General features: G+C 68.8%; 12 protein-coding genes. 3 read left to right on the top strand and 9 right to left on the bottom strand.

Going from position 1 to position 17,231, the window contains the following annotated elements; all coding sequences use genetic code 11:
* Positions 1 to 26 precede the first annotated feature (26 nt).
* The 7 genes from AB5T46_RS12225 to AB5T46_RS12195 all read right to left on the bottom strand — a co-directional run bounded on the left by AB5T46_RS12225 (position 27) and on the right by AB5T46_RS12195 (position 8,179).
* Positions 27 to 857, bottom strand: coding sequence for a DUF72 domain-containing protein (locus tag AB5T46_RS12225; RefSeq protein WP_370564248.1), 831 nt, complete (start codon positions 855 to 857; stop codon positions 27 to 29).
* Positions 858 to 1,137: 280 nt separating this feature from the next.
* Positions 1,138 to 2,166 (bottom strand): aminoglycoside phosphotransferase family protein, encoded by a 1,029-nt coding sequence (locus tag AB5T46_RS12220; RefSeq protein ID WP_370564246.1) that lies wholly within the window; start codon positions 2,164 to 2,166, stop codon positions 1,138 to 1,140.
* A gap of 54 nt (positions 2,167 to 2,220) precedes the next feature.
* On the bottom strand, positions 2,221 to 3,297 hold the full coding sequence (locus AB5T46_RS12215; protein WP_370564245.1) for an acyltransferase family protein: 1,077 nt from the start codon (positions 3,295 to 3,297) through the stop codon (positions 2,221 to 2,223).
* Positions 3,298 to 3,542: 245 nt separating this feature from the next.
* A complete protein-coding gene (gene nagA / locus AB5T46_RS12210; RefSeq protein ID WP_370564244.1) occupies positions 3,543 to 4,703 on the bottom strand; it encodes an N-acetylglucosamine-6-phosphate deacetylase in 1,161 nt (386 codons plus the stop codon).
* On the bottom strand, positions 4,703 to 5,779 hold the full coding sequence (locus AB5T46_RS12205) for an SIS domain-containing protein (RefSeq protein WP_370564242.1): 1,077 nt from the start codon (positions 5,777 to 5,779) through the stop codon (positions 4,703 to 4,705). The genes nagA and AB5T46_RS12205 overlap by 1 nt, the downstream gene beginning before the upstream one ends.
* A gap of 2 nt (positions 5,780 to 5,781) precedes the next feature.
* Positions 5,782 to 6,843 (bottom strand): LacI family DNA-binding transcriptional regulator, encoded by a 1,062-nt coding sequence (locus AB5T46_RS12200; protein ID WP_370564240.1) that lies wholly within the window; start codon positions 6,841 to 6,843, stop codon positions 5,782 to 5,784.
* Between the two features lie 43 nt (positions 6,844 to 6,886).
* Entirely contained in the window at positions 6,887 to 8,179 is a 1,293-nt protein-coding gene (locus AB5T46_RS12195) for a sugar MFS transporter (RefSeq protein WP_370564239.1), read from the bottom strand.
* Positions 8,180 to 8,607: 428 nt separating this feature from the next.
* On the opposite strand from AB5T46_RS12195, the gene AB5T46_RS12190 reads away from it, so the two are divergent.
* The 3 genes from AB5T46_RS12190 to AB5T46_RS12180 all read left to right on the top strand — a co-directional run bounded on the left by AB5T46_RS12190 (position 8,608) and on the right by AB5T46_RS12180 (position 15,038).
* Positions 8,608 to 9,600, top strand: coding sequence for a glucokinase family protein (locus tag AB5T46_RS12190; protein ID WP_370564238.1), 993 nt, complete (start codon positions 8,608 to 8,610; stop codon positions 9,598 to 9,600).
* Positions 9,601 to 9,735: 135 nt separating this feature from the next.
* Positions 9,736 to 12,516, top strand: coding sequence for a TonB-dependent receptor (locus AB5T46_RS12185; protein WP_370564237.1), 2,781 nt, complete (start codon positions 9,736 to 9,738; stop codon positions 12,514 to 12,516).
* Positions 12,517 to 12,776: 260 nt separating this feature from the next.
* Entirely contained in the window at positions 12,777 to 15,038 is a 2,262-nt protein-coding gene (locus tag AB5T46_RS12180) for a family 20 glycosylhydrolase (RefSeq protein WP_370564236.1), read from the top strand.
* A 101-nt stretch (positions 15,039 to 15,139) separates the two neighbouring features.
* On the opposite strand, the gene AB5T46_RS12175 is transcribed toward AB5T46_RS12180, so the two are convergent.
* Both AB5T46_RS12175 and AB5T46_RS12170 read right to left on the bottom strand, forming a co-directional pair.
* Entirely contained in the window at positions 15,140 to 15,556 is a 417-nt protein-coding gene (locus AB5T46_RS12175; RefSeq protein WP_370564235.1) for a VanZ family protein, read from the bottom strand.
* Positions 15,553 to 16,734 (bottom strand): class I SAM-dependent methyltransferase, encoded by a 1,182-nt coding sequence (locus AB5T46_RS12170; protein WP_370564234.1) that lies wholly within the window; start codon positions 16,732 to 16,734, stop codon positions 15,553 to 15,555. The genes AB5T46_RS12175 and AB5T46_RS12170 overlap by 4 nt, the downstream gene beginning before the upstream one ends.
* Positions 16,735 to 17,231: the final 497 nt, after the last annotated feature.

Here is a 17,231-nt window from a genome sequence, read left to right as displayed (position 1 = left end):
GGTGGCGGACGGCGTCGCTCGGCTCTCTACAGGCGCGCGTGCAGCGCCATTGCGGCATGGGGATTGCGCGCCTTCCCCGCGCCGATGAAATAGACGAAGACCTCGCGCGGCCGCACGGGGGCGGCGTGGGCGGCCTCGACATAGGGCAGGCCCGTCGGCGCCTCGCCGGCTGCCCAGGCCCGCGCCCGGCGCGCCCAGGCATCGAGTGCGTCATCGGGATAGCCGCTGGCGACGTCCTCGCGGCTGCGCATCAGTCGCGCATAGACGAAATCGCCGGTGAGGTCGGCGAAGGAGGGATGGTCCGGAGAGTCGGTGAACACCGTCGGCAGGCCATGGCCGCGGGCTAGCGCGAGATACTCCGCGCACGCGAAGCTCGCGTGGCGCACCTCCAGCACGTGCCGCAACGGTACGCCGTCGAGTTCGCACGGCAGCAGGTCGAGGAAGGCGGCGAAGTCGTCATGCTCGAAGGAGCGGCGTGGATTGAACTGCCACAGGATCGGGCCGAGGCGGTCGCCGAGTTCGGACAGGCCGCCGGACACGAAGCCTTCGATGGTCCTGCCGGCGCCCGCGAGCCGCTTCGCCTCGGTGCAGTAGCGCGGCGCCTTGAGCGAGAACACGAAACCGTCGGGCGTTTCGGATCGCCAGCGCGCGTAGGTGGCCGGCTTCTGCGCGCCATACCAGGTGCCGTTGATCTCGATCGCGGCAAGGCGGCGGCTGGCGTACTCCAGCTCGTGCTTCTGCGCCAGGCCGGCCGGATAGAAGTTGTCGCGCCAGGGCGCGAAGGTCCAGCCGCCGATGCCGGTGCGGATGCCGTGCCGGCTGGCCGGCGGTGCGGTGAACAGATCGGGGCTGGTCATGGGAATCGGGAATCGGGAATCGGGAATCGGGAATCGGGAATCGGGAATCGGGAATCGGGAATCGGGAATCGGGAATCGGGAATCGGGAATCGGGAATCGGGAATCGGGAATCGGGAATCGGGAATCGGGAAAAGGCTAAGGATCCGTCGTCCCAGCGCAAGCTGGGATCCATGTTGCTGTTGCCCGAGCAACTTCAAAAGCAAGATCAAAATGGATGACCAGCTTCGCTGTTGTAAAGCGCCTCCAGCTTGCGCTGGGATGACGACAGGAACCGCTCTCCTTACCTCCCGTCCTCGACCGCAAGCCCAGGGCGCACGTGCCGGTCCAGGATCGACCGCAGCGGCGACAGTTCCGGATACTTCGACAGCACCTCGTCCAGATAGGCGACGAAGCGCGGTGCGTCGGCCAGGTACTTCGGCTTGCCGTCACGGTAGTGCAGGCGCGCGAACAGGCCGAGGATCTTGAGGTGGCGCTGCACCCCGGCGAAATCGGCATCGCGGCGGAAGTCGTCGTACGCGGTGGGCACCGGCAACCCGGCCGCGCTGGCGCGGGCGTGATAGCGCTCGAGCCAGGCATCGACGCGTTGCGGCGGCCAGCTGTGGAAGGCGTCGCGGAACAGGCTGGCCGGGTCGTAGCCGATCGGACCGCAGACCGCACCCTGGAAGTCGATCACCGCAAAGCCGCCGGCGACCGGCATCAGGTTGCGCGGCATGAAGTCGCGGTGCACGAACACCTGCGGCTGTGCGAGCAGGTTATCGATCAGCGTTTCATGCCCCTGGCGCAGTTCGGCGCGATCGCCATCGTCGAGCGCAACCCCCAGGTGGCGGACGAGCAGCCAAGGCTCCAGCAGGTCGAGTTCCTGCTGCAGCATGGCGCGGTGGTAGCGCGGCAGGTCCGGCGGGCAGGCGATCGCCTGCAGTTTCAGCAACTGCTCGAACGCGGCCTCGAACAGGGCGTCGGCGTTGTCGTCGTCGATGATCTGCAGGCAGGTATCGCGGCCCAGGTCCTCCAGCAGCAGGAAACCCGCGTCGAGGTCCTGCGCCAGCACCTGCGGCACGCGCACGCCGGCGTCCAGCAGCAACTGACGGATGCGCAGCCAAGGGCGCGCATCCTCTAGTGCCGGCGGCGAATCCATGACGATCCGGCTGCCGTCGGCGCAGACGGCGCGCCAGTAGCTGCGGAACCCGGCATCGACCGAGGCGCGCTCGAGTTCGAGCGCGGGATCGCCGGTGACGGCGCGGGCCCAGGCCAGGCGGGCGGCGGCCCGGGCGGCCTCGGGGACGAGCGCGGCGATCTGGATGGCGGTCATGCGCGCAAGGGTAGCAAGCGCGCAGCGCGTTCAAGAAGCCGGCGCCAGGGCGACTCAGATCTTCAGGTACCAGCCGCGGCGGTCCATCGCGACCATCAGCAGCCACCAGAACCCGACGAAGGCGAGCGCGAACGCCAGCGACGGAACGTAAGGGCCGAAGCGCGGCGTCATCCAGCCGGCGAAGCCGATCCGGTAGATCGCGTCCCACCAGCCGACCGCGACCAGCAGGTACACCATGGTGGCGGAACCGGCGTATGCGGCGATGGCGTTGACGCCGAAGCGGCGGCCGATCGCCGGCCAGCCCCGGCGGTCGATCAGCGCATGCGCCGCGGCCAGCGCCAGCAGCGCCCAGCCGCCGGTCCAGAGCAAATACGACGGCGTCCACAGGTTCTTGTTCAACGGCAGCAGCAGCGCCCACGCGGCGCCGAGCGCGAGCGCGGCCATGCCGGCCTGCCACAGGCGATCGCGACGGCCGCCGCGCAGCCAGGCGCCGGCCCGCAGGCCGAGCAGCGTGGTGGCGACGGCCCCGAGCGTGCTGACGAGGCCTTCGGGATCGTGGCCGCGGCCGCTGGCCGGATCGAACTGGTACAGCAATGGACCGAACAGCGCGGTATCGATGCGGCTGGCGAGATTGTGCGACGGCGCCTCACTGCCGCCCGTCGCCAGCAGCGCCCAGTAGCCCAGCAGCAGCGCGCCGAGGACCGCCCATTGCGTGCGCGCCTGCGCGTGCAGCGCGAGCGATCCCACCACCAGGAAGCACACGCCGATCCGCTGCAGCACGCCCCAGGGCCGATAGTGCCCGGCATCGAGCGCCCACCACGCCAGCAGGTGCAGGAGCAGTCCCAATGCGACGATCCGCAGCGCACGCACCAGCACCGCGCGCTGCAGACCGGCGCGGTCGACGCCGGCTTCGATGCGCGGCACCAGGCCGAGTGCGATCGAAACCCCGACCACGAACAGGAAGAACGGGAAGATCAGGTCGGTCGGCGTACAGCCGTGCCATTGCGCGTGCAGCAACGGCGCGTAGACATGCCCCCAGTCGCCGGGATTGTTGACCAGCAGCATCGCGGCCACGGTGAGCCCGCGCAGGGCATCGACGGAGGCGAAGCGGGGTGGCGAACGGGCGGTCATCGTATTCCCCGTAGGAGCGCGCCATGCGCGCGATACCGCGCCAGGCGGTCTTCTCCGTTGCGGTGACACAAACCCCGTCGCCACGGGCGGTGCCAATCAATAGCCAAGCCCGTCACGATGGACCAACCCCTCGTCTTCTTTGGCTTGAGATACGGGCTATTCACTGACACCGCCCGTGGCGACGGGGCTTGCTTTGTCGCAGCGGAACGAACTGCCTGGCGCGGTATCGCGCGCATGGCGCGCTCCTACGGTGTGGCACCGGTAACCAGGGATTCGCCGGCGATCCAGGTGGCGGCGACATGCAGCTCCGCATCGAGCAGGACCAGGTCGGCGCGGCAGCCAGGCGCGATGCGGCCGTGGCTGGCTTCCAGCCCCAGGCACTGCGCCGGATAGGTCGAGGCCATGCGCGCGGCCTCGTCCAGCGGCAGGCCGAGCAGGTGCACCGCGTTGCGCACCGCCGTGGCCATGTCGAGCGCGGAACCGGCCAGTGCGCCGGCGGCGTTGCGGCAGATGCCGTCGACCACGGTGATGCGCTCGCCATAGAGCGCGTAGCCCGGGTCGTCCGATCCCACCGGCGGCATCGCATCGGTCACCAGGAACACCTTGCCGCGCGGCTTGGCGGCGATCGCCAGGCGCAGGCTGGCGGGATGCGCGTGCACGCCGTCCAGGATGATGCCGCACCAGCTGTCGCGATCCTCCAGCGCGGCGCCGACCGCACCGGGCTCGCGCCCTTGCAGTGGGGTCATCGCGTTGTAGAGATGGGTGAAGCCGCGCACCCCGGCGTCGAGGCCGGCACGGATCTCCTCGTAGGTGCCGGCGGTGTGGCCGGCGAAGACGATGGCGCCGCGCTCGACCAGCGCACGGATGGCCTCGGCCGGCACCTGCTCCGGTGCCAGCGTGACCAGCGTGGGGCCGTTGTCGAGCGAGGTGGCGAGCGCGATCTCGTCGGCGTCCGGCACGCGGAACTTGCCGGCGTCGTGCGTGCCCTTGCGCGCCGGCGCCAGGTATGGCCCCTCCAGATGGATGCCGAGCACGCCCGGCGCTCCCTGCGCGATCGCCGTATGCACCGCGGCAATCGCGGCGCGCATGACCTCCACGTCGTCGCTGATCAGCGTCGGCAGCAATGCAGTGGTCCCGAACCGGCGGTGCGCGCGGGCGATGGTCCGCACGGTCTCCACCGTCGGCGCGTTGTTGAACAGCACGCCGCCGCCGCCGTTGACCTGCAGGTCGATGAAGCCCGGCAGCAGCGACCCGCCCTGCAGGTCGAACGTGCGGGCATCCTGCCGCCGCGCATCGCCGGGAGCCGGCAATGCCGCGATGCGGCCGTCGTCGTCGATCAGTACGGCAAGGTCGTCGCGAAAGCCGTCGTCGGTCAGCACGCGGCCGTTGACCAGCACCGTCGCCATCACACCGTCTCCGTCACCTTGTTGAGATGCGGCGGCGCGTCCGGATCGAACCCGCGCGCGCGCGCCAGCGCCTCGACCGCGCGGTAGAAACTCTGCACCGTCAGCAGCGGCGCGGCAGCCGGATGCGGCGCCTCCGCCACGGGCAATGCCTGCCCCGGACTCGATCCCGGATCGCCATGCCGCGAGGCCGTCCACATCGACGCCCCGCGCACGCGGAGTTCATGCGCCAGCGCCAGGGTGCCGCTCTCGGTCTCGTCGTTCTGTGCCAGCACCAGCACCGGAAACCCGGGGCCGACCAGCGCCATCGGGCCGTGCTTCACCTCGGCCGAACTGTAGGCCTCGGCGTGCAGTCCGCAGGTCTCCTTGAACTTGAGCGCCGCCTCCTGCGCGGCGCCCAGCCCGAGCCCGCGCCCCAGCACGAACAGGTTGTGCGTCTGTACCAGGCCGTCGACCAGCGGCGACCAGTCCTGCGCCCATGCGTCGCGCATGGCGTCGGGCGTGCGCGGCAGCGCATCGAGCAGCGCGGCGTCGCCCTTCCAGCAGGCGGCCAGCTGCAGCAATGTGGCCAGCGACGCCAGGTAGCTCTTGGTCGCGGCGACGCTGCGCTCGCTGCCGGCGTGCAGCGGGATCACGGTGTCTGCAAGCGCGGCCAGCGGCGAGTCCTCGACGTTCACCATCGCCACCACGCGGGCGCCGGAGCGGCGTGCGTCCTCGGCGTTGCGCAGCAGGTCGGGACTCTTGCCGGACTGCGAGATCACCACGTAGAGCGCGCCCTGCAGCTGCTGGCTCGCGGCGTACACCGATCCGACCGAAGGCGACGCCGAGGCGGTCACCCGCCCGAGCTGGGTCTCGAACAGGTACTTGCCGTAGGTGGCGGCGTGATCGGAACTGCCGCGCGCGCAGGTGACCACGAACGGCGGCGGATTGCGCCGCAATTCGCGTGCGAGTTCCGCCACCACCGCGGCATTGCGCTCGAACTGGCGCGCGACCACGTCCGCCGCCTGCGCGGCCTCGCGGAACATCCAGCTGGTCCCGTCCTGCGTAGTCTCCGCGCCGAAGGCGGCCGGTGTCTGCATGTTCATTCCTCTGCGGGTGCGGGCGGGCGCGGCCGCATCGGCGCGGTGGAGCCGCGCACCACCAGCTGCGGCACGAAGCCATGGTTGTGGACGGGCGCCGTGCCGTCCGCGTCGGGGCTCTGGCGCAGCTGCGCGATCAGCAACCGCGCCGCGTGGCGGGCGATGTCCTCGGTCGCCTGCTTGGCGGTGGTCAGCGGCGGCCACGACTGCTTGGAGAACGGGCTGTCCTCGAACCCGGCGATCGACAGGTCGTACGGCACGTTCATGCCGGCCGACTTGGCCGCGGCCAGCACGCCGGCGGCGATCTCGTCGTTGGAGCCGAAGATCGCGGTCGGCGGATCGCGCAGCGCCAGCAGCCGGCGCGCGCCGCGGAAGCCGTCGTCGAACGTGTAGTCGCCCGGGATCACCAGGTGCTTGTCGAGGGTGATGCCGTAGTCCTTCAACGCCTTCTCGTAGCCCAGGTAACGCTCGGAACTCGAACGGTGCTCCTGCCCGCCCCACAGGAAGCCGATGCGCTGGTGGCCGAGCTGGATCAGGTGCTCGGTGACCTCGTAGGCGGCATCGCGGTCGTCGACGAAGACGCAGGGATGGCCGTCCTGCGGATCCTCGGCGGCGGCGATGATCCGCACCAGCTTCACGCCGCGGGTGGTCAGCGCCTCCAGCAGCTCCATGCGCTCGGACATCGGCGGCGCCAGCACCAGCCCGGCCAGGCGCGAGCGCCGCATCCAGTCGCACAGCTCGTCCACCAGCAGCGGCGAACTGGCATCGCAGGGATGGATCTGCAGGTCGAAGCCGGTCTCGCGGCAGGCGGCCAGCACCCCGTTCTGCACGCTGATGATGTAGTACGGGTTGGGATTGTCGTAGGCCACGCCGATCACGAAGGCGGTCGCGCTGCGCAGGTTGCGCGCCGACGGATCCGGCTCGTAGTCGAGCTCGGCGACCGCATGCAGCACCCGCGCGCGCGTGGCCTGCATCACCGACGGCTCGTTGTTGATCACGCGCGACACGGTCTTCAGCGATACCTTCGCCCGTTCGGCGACGTCCCGGATGGTCGGTCTGCGCACTGGTTCGTCTACCTCGCCGTGGAGCGGCCCATGATGCCGCGGATCAACGCCCGCCACGCATGCCGGCCCGGTGGCCGCTGCGCGCGTAGAACAGGATGTACAGGTAGCACGGCAGCATCAGCAGCAGGAACACCAGCTGGAAATCGAAGTGCTGCTTGAACACCGCGAACGCCTGCGGAATGATCGCGCCGCCGGCGATGCCCATCACCAGCAATGCCGAACCGGTCTCGGTCGACCGCCCCAGGCCGCGGATCGCCATCGGGAAGATCGCCGGCCACATCATCGCGTTGGCGAAACCGAGCGCGGCGACGAACCCCACCGACAGGTAGCCGCCGGTGAAGAATGCGCCCGTGGTGAACGCGATGCCCAGCATCGCGGACACGCTGAGGTAGCGCTCCTGCGAGATGAAGCGGGGGATCAGCACCAGCCCCGCCAGGTAGCCGAGCAGCATCGCGAACAGGGTGAACGAGGTGAAGAACTTGGTCCGGTCCAGCGGCAGGTTCAGCGCCTGGCCGTAGGTGCCGATGGCGTCGCCGGCCATGACCTCGACGCCGACGTAGGTGAACAGGCACAGCACGCCCAGCCACAGGTGCGGGAACTGGAAGATGCTGCGCCGCGAGCGCGGCGCCTCGCCATCCGCGCCGGTCTCGGCATTGGCTTCGGCCGGCTTGAGTTCCGGCAGCGGCGAGAACAGCACGCCGACGGCGACCAGCATCAGCAGCCCGGCCATCGCCAGGTAGGGGGCGTGGATCTTGGCGGCGAAGGTGTCGAGCAGCTGCGCGCGGGTCGCGAGATCGGCGGCCTCGACCTGGGCCGCCAGGTCGCCGATGCCGTGCAGCACCAGCGTGCCCAGCAGCAGCGGCGCGAGGATGCCGGCGGTCTTGTTGCAGATCCCCATCAGCGCGATCCGTTGCGCGGCGCTGTCGATCGGTCCGAGGATGCTGACGTAGGGATTGACCGCGGTCTGCAGCAACGCCAGGCCGCCGCCGATCACGAACAGTCCCGACAGCGCACCCGGGTACCAGCGCTGGGTGGAGAACTCGCCGAACAGCATCGCCCCCACCGCCATCACCGCCAGGCTCAGCGCCAGGCCCTTCTTCATCCCGGTCCATTTCAGCACCCAGGCCGCGGGCAGGGCGAGGAAGAAGTACGAGAGATAGAACACCATCAGCACCAGGAAGGCGTTCACCTCGTCCAGCTCGAAGGCCAGCTGCACGAAGGTGATCAGCGGGCCGTTGATCCAGGTGAAGAAACCGATGATGAAGTACAGCAACCCCATGATCGCGATGGCCATGGTGAGGTGCGAGCGTGCGCTCATGGTCGCGACAGCGGACATCCTGGCGTCTCCTGTGTGATGGATCCCGGCTTGCGCCGGAGATCGCCGGCCACGGGTGTCTTGCCGAGGCCATTCGAGTCCAACGTTGTCATATCTTTCTTCGATTTACCACGTTCCACGCCGGACTGCGACCGCATATCCCTGTTGTCCTGCAGCATTTGTCCACAAACAACCACATTTGTCCTGCCTGAGACAGCCTGGATTAACGCCATTCATGCTGCCTTCCAGGGAAGCAATTCACCAAAACTTACAGAAATAGGACCAATGAACCCGAAACTGCAACAAACCCTATCCGGCCTGTTGACATCGTTGTCAAACTATTTTCAAACTCGACCACAGCTTCCGGTCCGCATCGTACCGGGACCCGCGCACCTTCCAGCAACGGGAAACACGTGGCCGCCATCGCAAGCCCACTGCGGATCGACGCCATGACCGGCAACGCGAAGCCGTTCATCGCCGCGGACGTCGGCGGCACCCACGTCCGTATCGGCCTGGTGCGCCGCAACGACGATCCGTCGCATCCGGTCGCGGTGCTGCAGTACCGCAAGTACGTCTGCGCCGAGTGGCCCGGGCTGGTCGACATCATCGAGGATTTCCTCGGCCGGCTGGACGGGGTGCGGGTCGACGAGGGTGCGATCGCCAGCGCCGGCTACGCGCTCGAGGACGGCTCGGTGATCACCGTCAACCTGCCCTGGCGGATCTCGCTCAACGCCATCCGCGACCGTCTCGGTTTCCGCGAGTTCCGCCTGGTCAACGACTTCGAGGCGGTGGCCCACGCCGCCGCCTACGTCGACGCCAGCCAGGTGCTGCAGCTGACCGGACCGGAGACCGCCCCGCGCGGCCCGACCCTGGTCGTCGGCCCCGGCACCGGCCTGGGCGCGGCGGTGTGGATCCCGACCGCGAAGGGGCCGGTGGTGCTCGCCACCGAGGCCGGCCAGGCCGCGCTGACCACCGGCAACGCGCTGGAAGCGGCGCTGCTGCACGAACTGCAGCGCGAACGCGACCACGTGCCGAACGAACACGCGCTGTCGGGGCCTGGCCTGATGAACCTGCATGCCGCGCTGGCCACATTGCGCGGCGCGGCGCACGACTACCGCTCGCCGGGCGAGATCACCGCGGCGGCGCTGGACGGCAGCGACCCGCTGGCGCGCGAGAGCCTGGAGGTGTTCTGCGGCCTGCTGGGCAGTACCGTCGGCGACATGGCGCTGCTGTACGGCGTCAGCGGCGGCATCTATCTGGCCGGCGGAATCCTGCCGCAGATCCGCGAATTCCTGCTGCGGAGCAGCTTCGTCGAGCGCTTCCTCAACAAGGGCCCGATGCGCGAGGCGCTCGAGCGCATTCCGGTGAAATTGGTCGAGCACGGACAGCTGGGCGTGATCGGCGCGGCGACCTGGTACCTGTACCGGCGCGAGGCGGCGTGAAGTGCGGGGCCGGCTGTCGGCGAGGGGACGAGACATGCCGCCCGTGTGGGCGTCATGCGGAACGGACACATAGGTACGGCCGCGGGGGCGCGAAGCTCCCGCCGCCGCAACTCAAACAGTGACGGGAGAGAGACCATGACATATCGCAAATCCGTTCTTTCGGCGGCGATCGTGACCTGCCTGGCGTTCAATGCGCAGGCACAGGAGAGCACGGACACCGGCTCCCAGGAAGACGCCACCGATCTCGAGACGGTCACCGTGGTCGGCATCCGCGGGAGCGTGCAGCGCTCGCTGGACACCAAGCGCGAGGCGCAGTCGCATGTCGAGGTGGTCACCGCCGAAGACATCGGCAAGCTGCCGGCCAAGAACGTGGCCGACACGCTGCAGCGCCTGCCGGGCGTGAACATCAGCTCCTCCAGCGCCACCGAGGGCGGGTTCGACGAAAGCGACCGGATCAGCCTGCGCGGCACCAGTCCCAGCCTGACCCAGACGCTGGTCAACGGCCATACCGTCGGCACCGGCGACTGGTTCGTGCTCAGCCAGGTCCAGACCGTGGGCCGCAGCGTCAGCTACAGCCTGCTGCCGGCCGAGATCGTCAGCCAGGTGGTGGTACACAAGACCTCGCAGGCCAAGCTCACCGAAGGCGGCAGCGCCGGTTCGGTCGACATCATCACCCGCAGGCCGCTGCAGTTCGCCGACAACCTGACCCTGGAAGCCACCGTCGGCGGCGTCTACGCGGACCTGCCCAGCGAGACCGACCCGCAGTTCAACGGTCTGTTCAACTGGAAGAACGACGCGGGTAACGTCGGCGTGCTGTTCCAGGCGTTCTACGAGAAGCGCAGCCTGCGCCGCGACGGCCAGGAAGTGGTAGGCGGGTACGGCTCGATTCCTACGACACTCCCCGATGGTTCTCCCAACCCGCTGATGGCCACGAATCCCGATCTGGCCAACGTGCTGTATCCCAACCTGACCGGCTCGGTGCTGTTCGAGCAGGAACGCGAGCGCAAGGGCGGCGTGCTGGACATCCAGGTCAAGGCGACCGACAACCTCACCCTGGGCCTGAGCGGCTTCTACTCCAAGCTGGAAGCCGACAACTACAACCGCAACTACATGATGTGGGCCAGCCGCTTCGTACCGTTCCTGGCGCCGCAGGCCGGCTATCAGGTGGTGGATGGCGTACTGACCAATGCCCAGTACGCGCAGGTCACCGATCCCGGCCTTCTTTGTGGGCCCAACCCGACCGACACCTGCATGTCCACGCCGTTCGGCGTCTACGACCAGATCTCGCGCCCCGGCGCCAGTTCCGAGTCCAAGTACCTGACCCTCGACGCCGATTGGCAGGCCACCGACAACCTCGGCATCAAGTTCCAGGCAGGCACCACCGAGGGCCACGGCCGCAGCCCGACCCAGGACGTGATGGAGCTGGGCATCAACGCCGGCGCCGGCGCCGGCTGGGCCATGCACGGCATCGGCAACGCCATCGACTGGCACCTGGGCGGCGACAACGCATCGCCTTCGGGCATCCGTCCGCAGGACGGCTGGATCTTCGGCGGCCAGGGCATCGATGCGCTGGACGAGGAGCAGTGGGCCCAGGCCGACGCCGAGCTGTTCTTCTCCGGCGGCGCGCTGGCGACGCTCGACTTCGGCGTGCGCTATGCCGAGCACACCCGCGAAAACCTGTTCGAGGTCGCGCAAGGCCCGAACTTCGATACCGACTGGCAGAACCCGGCCAATTATCCGACCGCGCACCAGAACTATCCCGGGGATTTCGGCAGCGACATCGGCGGCAGTTTCCCATCCGACATCTGGTACTGGACGCCGGAACAGCTGGCCGCCATCAACGCGCAGTTCGCCAACCGCGATCCGGTCGAGCGCTTCTTCTGGCAGGACCTGTACAGCGTGAAAGAGAAAGCCAGCGCAGCCTATGTGCAGGCCAATTTCCAGGGCGACCGCTGGAGCGGCAACGTGGGCCTGCGCTATGTGCGCACCCAGCAGCGCACGCTCAGCAACGTCGGCGTCAATCCGAACCTGGCGCCGGAGGACCAGCCGGAGGGCACGGTCAACGGTTCGGCGTTCGGCCCGTACCTGCCGACGCTGGTGCGCAAGACCTACAACGAACTGCTGCCCAGCGCCAACTTCAAGTACGAGCTGAGCGACGACCTGGTGCTGCGCCTGGCGGCGTCCAAGACCCTGACCCGTCCGGACTACTCGGCACTGGCCGGGGCGGTGTCGCTGGACGACCTGACCCACACCGGCAGCGGCGGCAACCCGGACCTGGATCCGATCGTGTCCACCAACCTGGACGCTTCGCTGGAGTGGTACTTCGCTCCGCGCGCGCTGCTGGCCGCCAGCATCTTCCAGATGGACATGAACGACTACGTCGCCTTCGGCACCGACACCCGCCAGTACCTGGACCAGGCTGCCTCGGCCGCCGCCGGCGAGGACGTCTTCGCCGACTACCAGGTGTCGATCCCGGTCAACACCGACGCCAAGGTGAAGGGCGTCGAGCTGACCTACGAACAGCCGATCGGCGAGAACTTCGGCGTCGCGGCCAACTACACCTACGCCGACAGCGATTCGGACGGCGTCAAGCCGGTCTTCGGCACTTCGAAGAACACCTACAACGTGTCCGGCTACTACGAAAGCGATCGCTTCAACGCCCGGTTGAGCTACACCCATCGCTCCGAGTTCTACGCCGGCGTCAGCCGCACCGACGACTTCTTCCAGGAGAGCGTGGGTAACCTGGCGCTGTCGCTCGGCTACAACGTGAACGATTGGATGTCCATCAGCCTGGACGGCCTGAACCTCAACAACCCGGAGCTGAAGTACTACAGCGAACGGGACGGGATGGCGCTGCCGTACGCGATCTACTCGAACGGCCGTCAGTACTACTTGAACTTCCGCTTCAAGTTCTGATGCCGGCTTTCGCGGGCGGGCACGGAAGCCGTGCCCGCCCGCGTGCCGTCCGCCCGAATGCATTGCCGGCGGCGGATGGTGGACCAGGGCATCCCTGCGCGGCTCCGGTAGCGTTTCGAATGGTTCGCTTCCGTTTGTCGGAGAATCGGGGCTCGCGGCCGGATGACCGCCCCTACAGGCCGGCAAGGCCTCGGAGTAGTGAACACATGCGCGATCATCGTTCGGTTCGGCGCGTCGCCATGGCGGCCATGGCGTCGTGCATGGCCACTCTTCTCGGCTGCTCGCCGACTTCGCAGGGCGAATCCCCGGCGGCCGCGGTACCTTCGCTGGTCCCGCTGCCGGCGATGCTGGACACGCGCGACGGGGAATTCGGCCTGGACCAGGACACGCCCGTCTTCGCCGCGGACGAAACGGCGGTGGCCGCGGCGCAGCGGTTCGCCGAACTGGCCGGCAGGACGCATGCCCTGCCGCTCGACGTGACAACCGGTATCGACACCGGCCAGCGCGGGGTTTTCTTCGTCATCGATGCCAGCCAAGCAGGCGAATCGCCCGAAAGCTATGCGTTGGAAGTCTCCCCGCGAAACGTCCGCGTCACCGCGGGCGACGCACGCGGCCTGTTCCACGGCGCCACCACGCTTTGGCAGCTTCTGGATGCCGAGGGCCGGCTGCCGGCCGTGCGTATCGAGGATGCGCCGCGCTTCGGCTGGCGCGGGCTGATGCTGGACTCGGCACGGCACATGCAGTCGGTCGACGAGATCAAGCACCTGCTCGATGCGATGGCCCTGCACAAGCTCAACGTCTTCCACTGGCACCTGACCGACGACCAGGGCTGGCGCATCGAGATCAAGCGCTATCCGCGCCTGACGGAGGTCGGCGGCTGCCGTATCCCGGCCGGCGACGCCGGCACCGATCCGGCCACCGGGCGAGCCCGCCCGTACTGCGGTCACTACACCCAGGCGCAGATCCGCGAGATCGTCGCCTACGCGGCCGAGCGCCACATCACCGTGGTGCCGGAGATCGACATGCCCGGCCACGCGCAGGCCGCGGTGGCGGCTTACCCGGAGCTGGGTACGGTGACGGGCGAGACCGCGGTGTCCAACGAATGGGGCATCCATACCTATCTGTTCAACGTCGAGGAGGGCACGTTCGAGTTCCTCGAGAACGTGCTGGCCGAGGTGCTGGAGCTGTTCCCGTCCGCGTACATGCACGTCGGCGGCGACGAGGCGGTCAAGGACCAGTGGCAGGCATCGCCGCGGGTGCAGGCGCGCATGCGCGCGCTCGGCGTGGCGGACGAGACGCAGCTGCAGGCGTATTTCATCGCCCGCATCGAACGCTTCCTGTCCGGCCACGGCCGCAGGCTGATCGGCTGGGACGAGATCCTCGAGGGCGGGCTGCCGGCCGACGCGACGGTGATGTCGTGGCGCGGCATCGAAGGCGGCATCGAGGCCGCGCGCCAGGGCCACGACGTGGTGATGTCACCCTCGTCCGACCTCTACCTGGACTACCTGCAGACCGAATCGCCGAACGAGCCGCCGGGACGTCCCGCGACCATTCCGCTGCGGCAGGTCTACACGTTCGAACCGGTTCCCGAGGCGCTCGACGCCGTGCAGGCACGCCACGTGCTCGGCGTGCAGGCCAACGCCTGGACCGAGCACATGCGCGATTACGCCCGCGTGCAGCACGCGATCTTCCCGCGGCTCGCGGCATTGGCCGAGACCGGCTGGTCGCCCGCGGACAAGCGCGACTACGACGACTTCCTGACCCGGCTGCCAGCGCAGCTGCGGCGCTACCGCGCGCTCGGCATCGCCTACGCGCAGACACCGTTCGAGGTGCGCATGACCGCCGAAACCGCGGACCGCGACGCGGGCACCGCCATGGTGACGCTGTCGAACGCGCTCGGCTATGACGGCATCCGCTATACCACCGACGGCGGCGATCCGACCGCGGAGTCGCCGTCGTACGAAGCGCCGCTGGCGCTGGGGCTGCCGGCCGAAGTGCGCGCGCGGGTCTTCATCGGCGGAGAGGCCTTGGCCGACACCAGCGTGCAACGCTTCGACGGCACCTCGCTGCTGCGCCGCTCCGACGAGGCGCTGAAGATGTGCACCGGCGCGTTGATGTTGCGGCTGGAGGACGACGGCCCCGCCGACGGCGACCGCGCGCTGTTCAACGTCGACATCTTCAATCCCTGCTGGCAATGGGACGGCACCGACCTGGACGGCATCGCCGCGGTGCAGGTCCGCGCCGGCCGCATCCCCTATTACTTCCAGCTGCATCGCGACGAATCCAACCGCAGGTTCCGCACGCCGAAGGCCGCGCACGGCGAGCTGGAGATCCACGCCGGTTGCGACGGCGAGCTCCTGGCCAGCGCGCCGTTGCCGGAACACCCCGATGCCGATGGCTTCGTCGTCCTGGATGCGGCGCTGCCGGAACAGGCGGGCACGCAGGACCTGTGCATCACCTTCACCGGCGATACGCGGCCAACGATGTGGGTGCTGGACGAAGTCCGGCTGGTCCCCCGGTAGGCGCCTTTTGCGGCTGTAGGAGCGCCTCATAGGCGCGAAGTCCACATGGTGCCGGTTCACCGCGCGTCCGGCGACGCCGGTATCGCGCGCATGGCGCGCTCCTACGCGTCGCGGGTCCGGCCTCGATCGAGGTGGAGCAGCCCATCCCGCCACGGCGTCAGCCGCACCGCCAGCCCCGCAACGACGCCCAGCGTGTTTGCCAGCGCATCGGCGCGCTCCATCTGCCGGGTCTCGGTCAGTGCGCCCTGGGCGTACTCCAACCCGACGCCCAGCAGCACCAGCCCGATTCCCGCGCCCAGCAGCGACGGCCAGCGCGCATAAAGCTGCACCGCGCCGGCGGCAAGCACGAAGTACGCGATGAGGTGTCCGAGCTTGTCACCGCTTTGCACCGGCGGCATCGGCGGCGGCGGCGCCAGCGAGAGCACCACCACGATCGCGATCGCAGCGCACCACAGTCCGGCCCACAGCCGCGGCCGGCGGAACGGCTTCAGCGCGCGTCCCAGGCGCAGCCGGCTCACAACCGGTCGCTCAGGTCGCCGGCGAGGAAGGCGTGGTCGAACGCGACCTCGCGCGCGAAGCCCATCGCCTGGAAGCGCTCGCCCATGGCGTCGGGCAGGGTCAGGGTCTTGACCTGCTGACGCAGCGCATAGCGGCCGGCCTCGTCGCTGGCGCGTCCTTCGTGCTCGGCCAGCAGCCCCGGCAGGCCGTTGCCGAGCAGGAAACTCGCCTGCGTACAGTAGCCGGCGAAGTCGAACCCGGCGCCGGTGCCGGCCTCGGCCAGGGCGGTGAAGTCGACCGATGCGGTGAGATCCTGAAGTCCCGGGCGCGCGAGTACGTCGTCGACGAGTTGGTGGCGGTGGAACGCGCGCAGGGTGCCGTCTTCCCGCTGCGGCCGGTAATACGCGCGGCGCGGATGGCCGTAGTCGACGAACAGCAGCGCGCCGCGGTCGAGACCGCCGATCACCGCCTGCAGCCAGTACGGCAGCTGCGGTAGCAGTTCGGAGCGGTAACCGTCGGCGAACGGAGCGTCGAGCTGGCGCTCGACATGGCGCACCGCGGCGGCGAGGAGCGCATCGGCAGGCCGGTCGGCGCGGATGAAACCGCCGTCGTCGTCCAGCGCGACGTGTTCCTCGAAGACCTCGCCCCCGTGCAGGGTGAAGCGCGGCGTCGGCAGCGCGTCGATGACCTCGTTGGCGAACAGCACGCCGTTCCAGCGCGCCTGCGGCGGCCCGTCCAACCACGCGACCCGCGCGAACGCCGCCGGCGATAGGCATTGCTGCAGGTGCGTGCGCTGGCGTTCGCACAGATCGGCGCTGGGTTCGAGGATGGCGTAGCGTGCAGGCATGGCATCGATCGCCAGCAGCCGCTTGATCGCATCCTCGGCGAAACGGCCGCTGCCACCGCCGATCTCGACGAACTCCGCAGCGGCGCCGAGCTGCCGCAGGACCGGCGCCACCGCCTCGGCCACGCATTCGGCGAACAGCGATCCGAGCTCGGGCGCGGTGACGAAGTCGCCGGCGGCGCCGAACTTGGTCGCGCCGGCGCTGTAGTAGCCCAGGCCGGGCGCATAGAGCGCCAGCTCCATGAAGCGCGAGAACGGGATCGCGCCGCCGGCCTGGGCGATCTGTTCGCGGATCAGCGCCTGCAGGCGCTCGCTGTGCGCGAGTGCATCGGCTTCCGGGGCAGGGATGGGCATGCGGGCTCCTGGCTTTTCGGTCGCCAGTTTACGGAAAGCATTTTTTGGATGCCGCGGATGCGGGGCGGAGGATCCGGTCCAAGTCGCTCCCCGATACTCGCTTGGTTGGATCGGATCCCCCGCCCCCTGCAAGCTTCGTCGCGTGTCGGTGACTCCCCGATCGGGGACGGCATGGATCTGCCATCACGGACCCCGATGCCTCTCCTCAAGCCATAGTAGGTAAAGTGCGCATGCATCCCTTTGAAAAAGGGGGCTGGGGAATTTGCTGGGGCGGCCGAGCCAAAGCCAGAGCAAATCGCTTTGCGATTCCCGGCCCGCGCCAGCGGCGCGGGCGCTCAACCCCTTCTTCGAAGGGGAAGCACAGCCGATGGCCAATGCTGACGTCGCTTGCACGGGCGCCTGGACAGCCGCAGTCCGGAAACGCAAGGAAACGCCAGGCCATCCGGAGCGGTGAAGGATCTTTCCTGGGCGCCGGCGATACATGGGAGCCTTCGGGG

The organism is Luteimonas salinilitoris (assembly GCF_041300785.1).
In the GTDB taxonomy this organism is placed as follows: domain Bacteria; phylum Pseudomonadota; class Gammaproteobacteria; order Xanthomonadales; family Xanthomonadaceae; genus Luteimonas; species Luteimonas salinilitoris.
This window is presented reverse-complemented; position numbering and strand designations above follow the sequence as displayed.

What these genes read in the sequence shown, in the direction of transcription:
- AB5T46_RS12220 (WP_370564246.1), bottom strand. Translation starts at nt 2,166, where the DNA reads ATGACCGCCATCCAGATCGCCGCGCTCGTCCCCGAGGCCGCCCGGGCC.
- nagA (WP_370564244.1), bottom strand. Translation starts at nt 4,703, where the DNA reads ATGGCGACGGTGCTGGTCAACGGCCGCGTGCTGACCGACGACGGCTTT.
- AB5T46_RS12180 (WP_370564236.1), top strand. Translation starts at nt 12,777, where the DNA reads ATGGCCACTCTTCTCGGCTGCTCGCCGACTTCGCAGGGCGAATCCCCG.
- AB5T46_RS12170 (WP_370564234.1), bottom strand. Translation starts at nt 16,734, where the DNA reads ATGCCCATCCCTGCCCCGGAAGCCGATGCACTCGCGCACAGCGAGCGC.
- AB5T46_RS12225 (WP_370564248.1), bottom strand. Translation starts at nt 857, where the DNA reads ATGACCAGCCCCGATCTGTTCACCGCACCGCCGGCCAGCCGGCACGGC.
- AB5T46_RS12205 (WP_370564242.1), bottom strand. Translation starts at nt 5,779, where the DNA reads ATGCAGACACCGGCCGCCTTCGGCGCGGAGACTACGCAGGACGGGACC.
- AB5T46_RS12185 (WP_370564237.1), top strand. Translation starts at nt 9,736, where the DNA reads ATGACATATCGCAAATCCGTTCTTTCGGCGGCGATCGTGACCTGCCTG.
- AB5T46_RS12195 (WP_370564239.1), bottom strand. Translation starts at nt 8,179, where the DNA reads ATGTCCGCTGTCGCGACCATGAGCGCACGCTCGCACCTCACCATGGCC.
- AB5T46_RS12215 (WP_370564245.1), bottom strand. Translation starts at nt 3,297, where the DNA reads ATGACCGCCCGTTCGCCACCCCGCTTCGCCTCCGTCGATGCCCTGCGC.
- AB5T46_RS12190 (WP_370564238.1), top strand. Translation starts at nt 8,608, where the DNA reads ATGACCGGCAACGCGAAGCCGTTCATCGCCGCGGACGTCGGCGGCACC.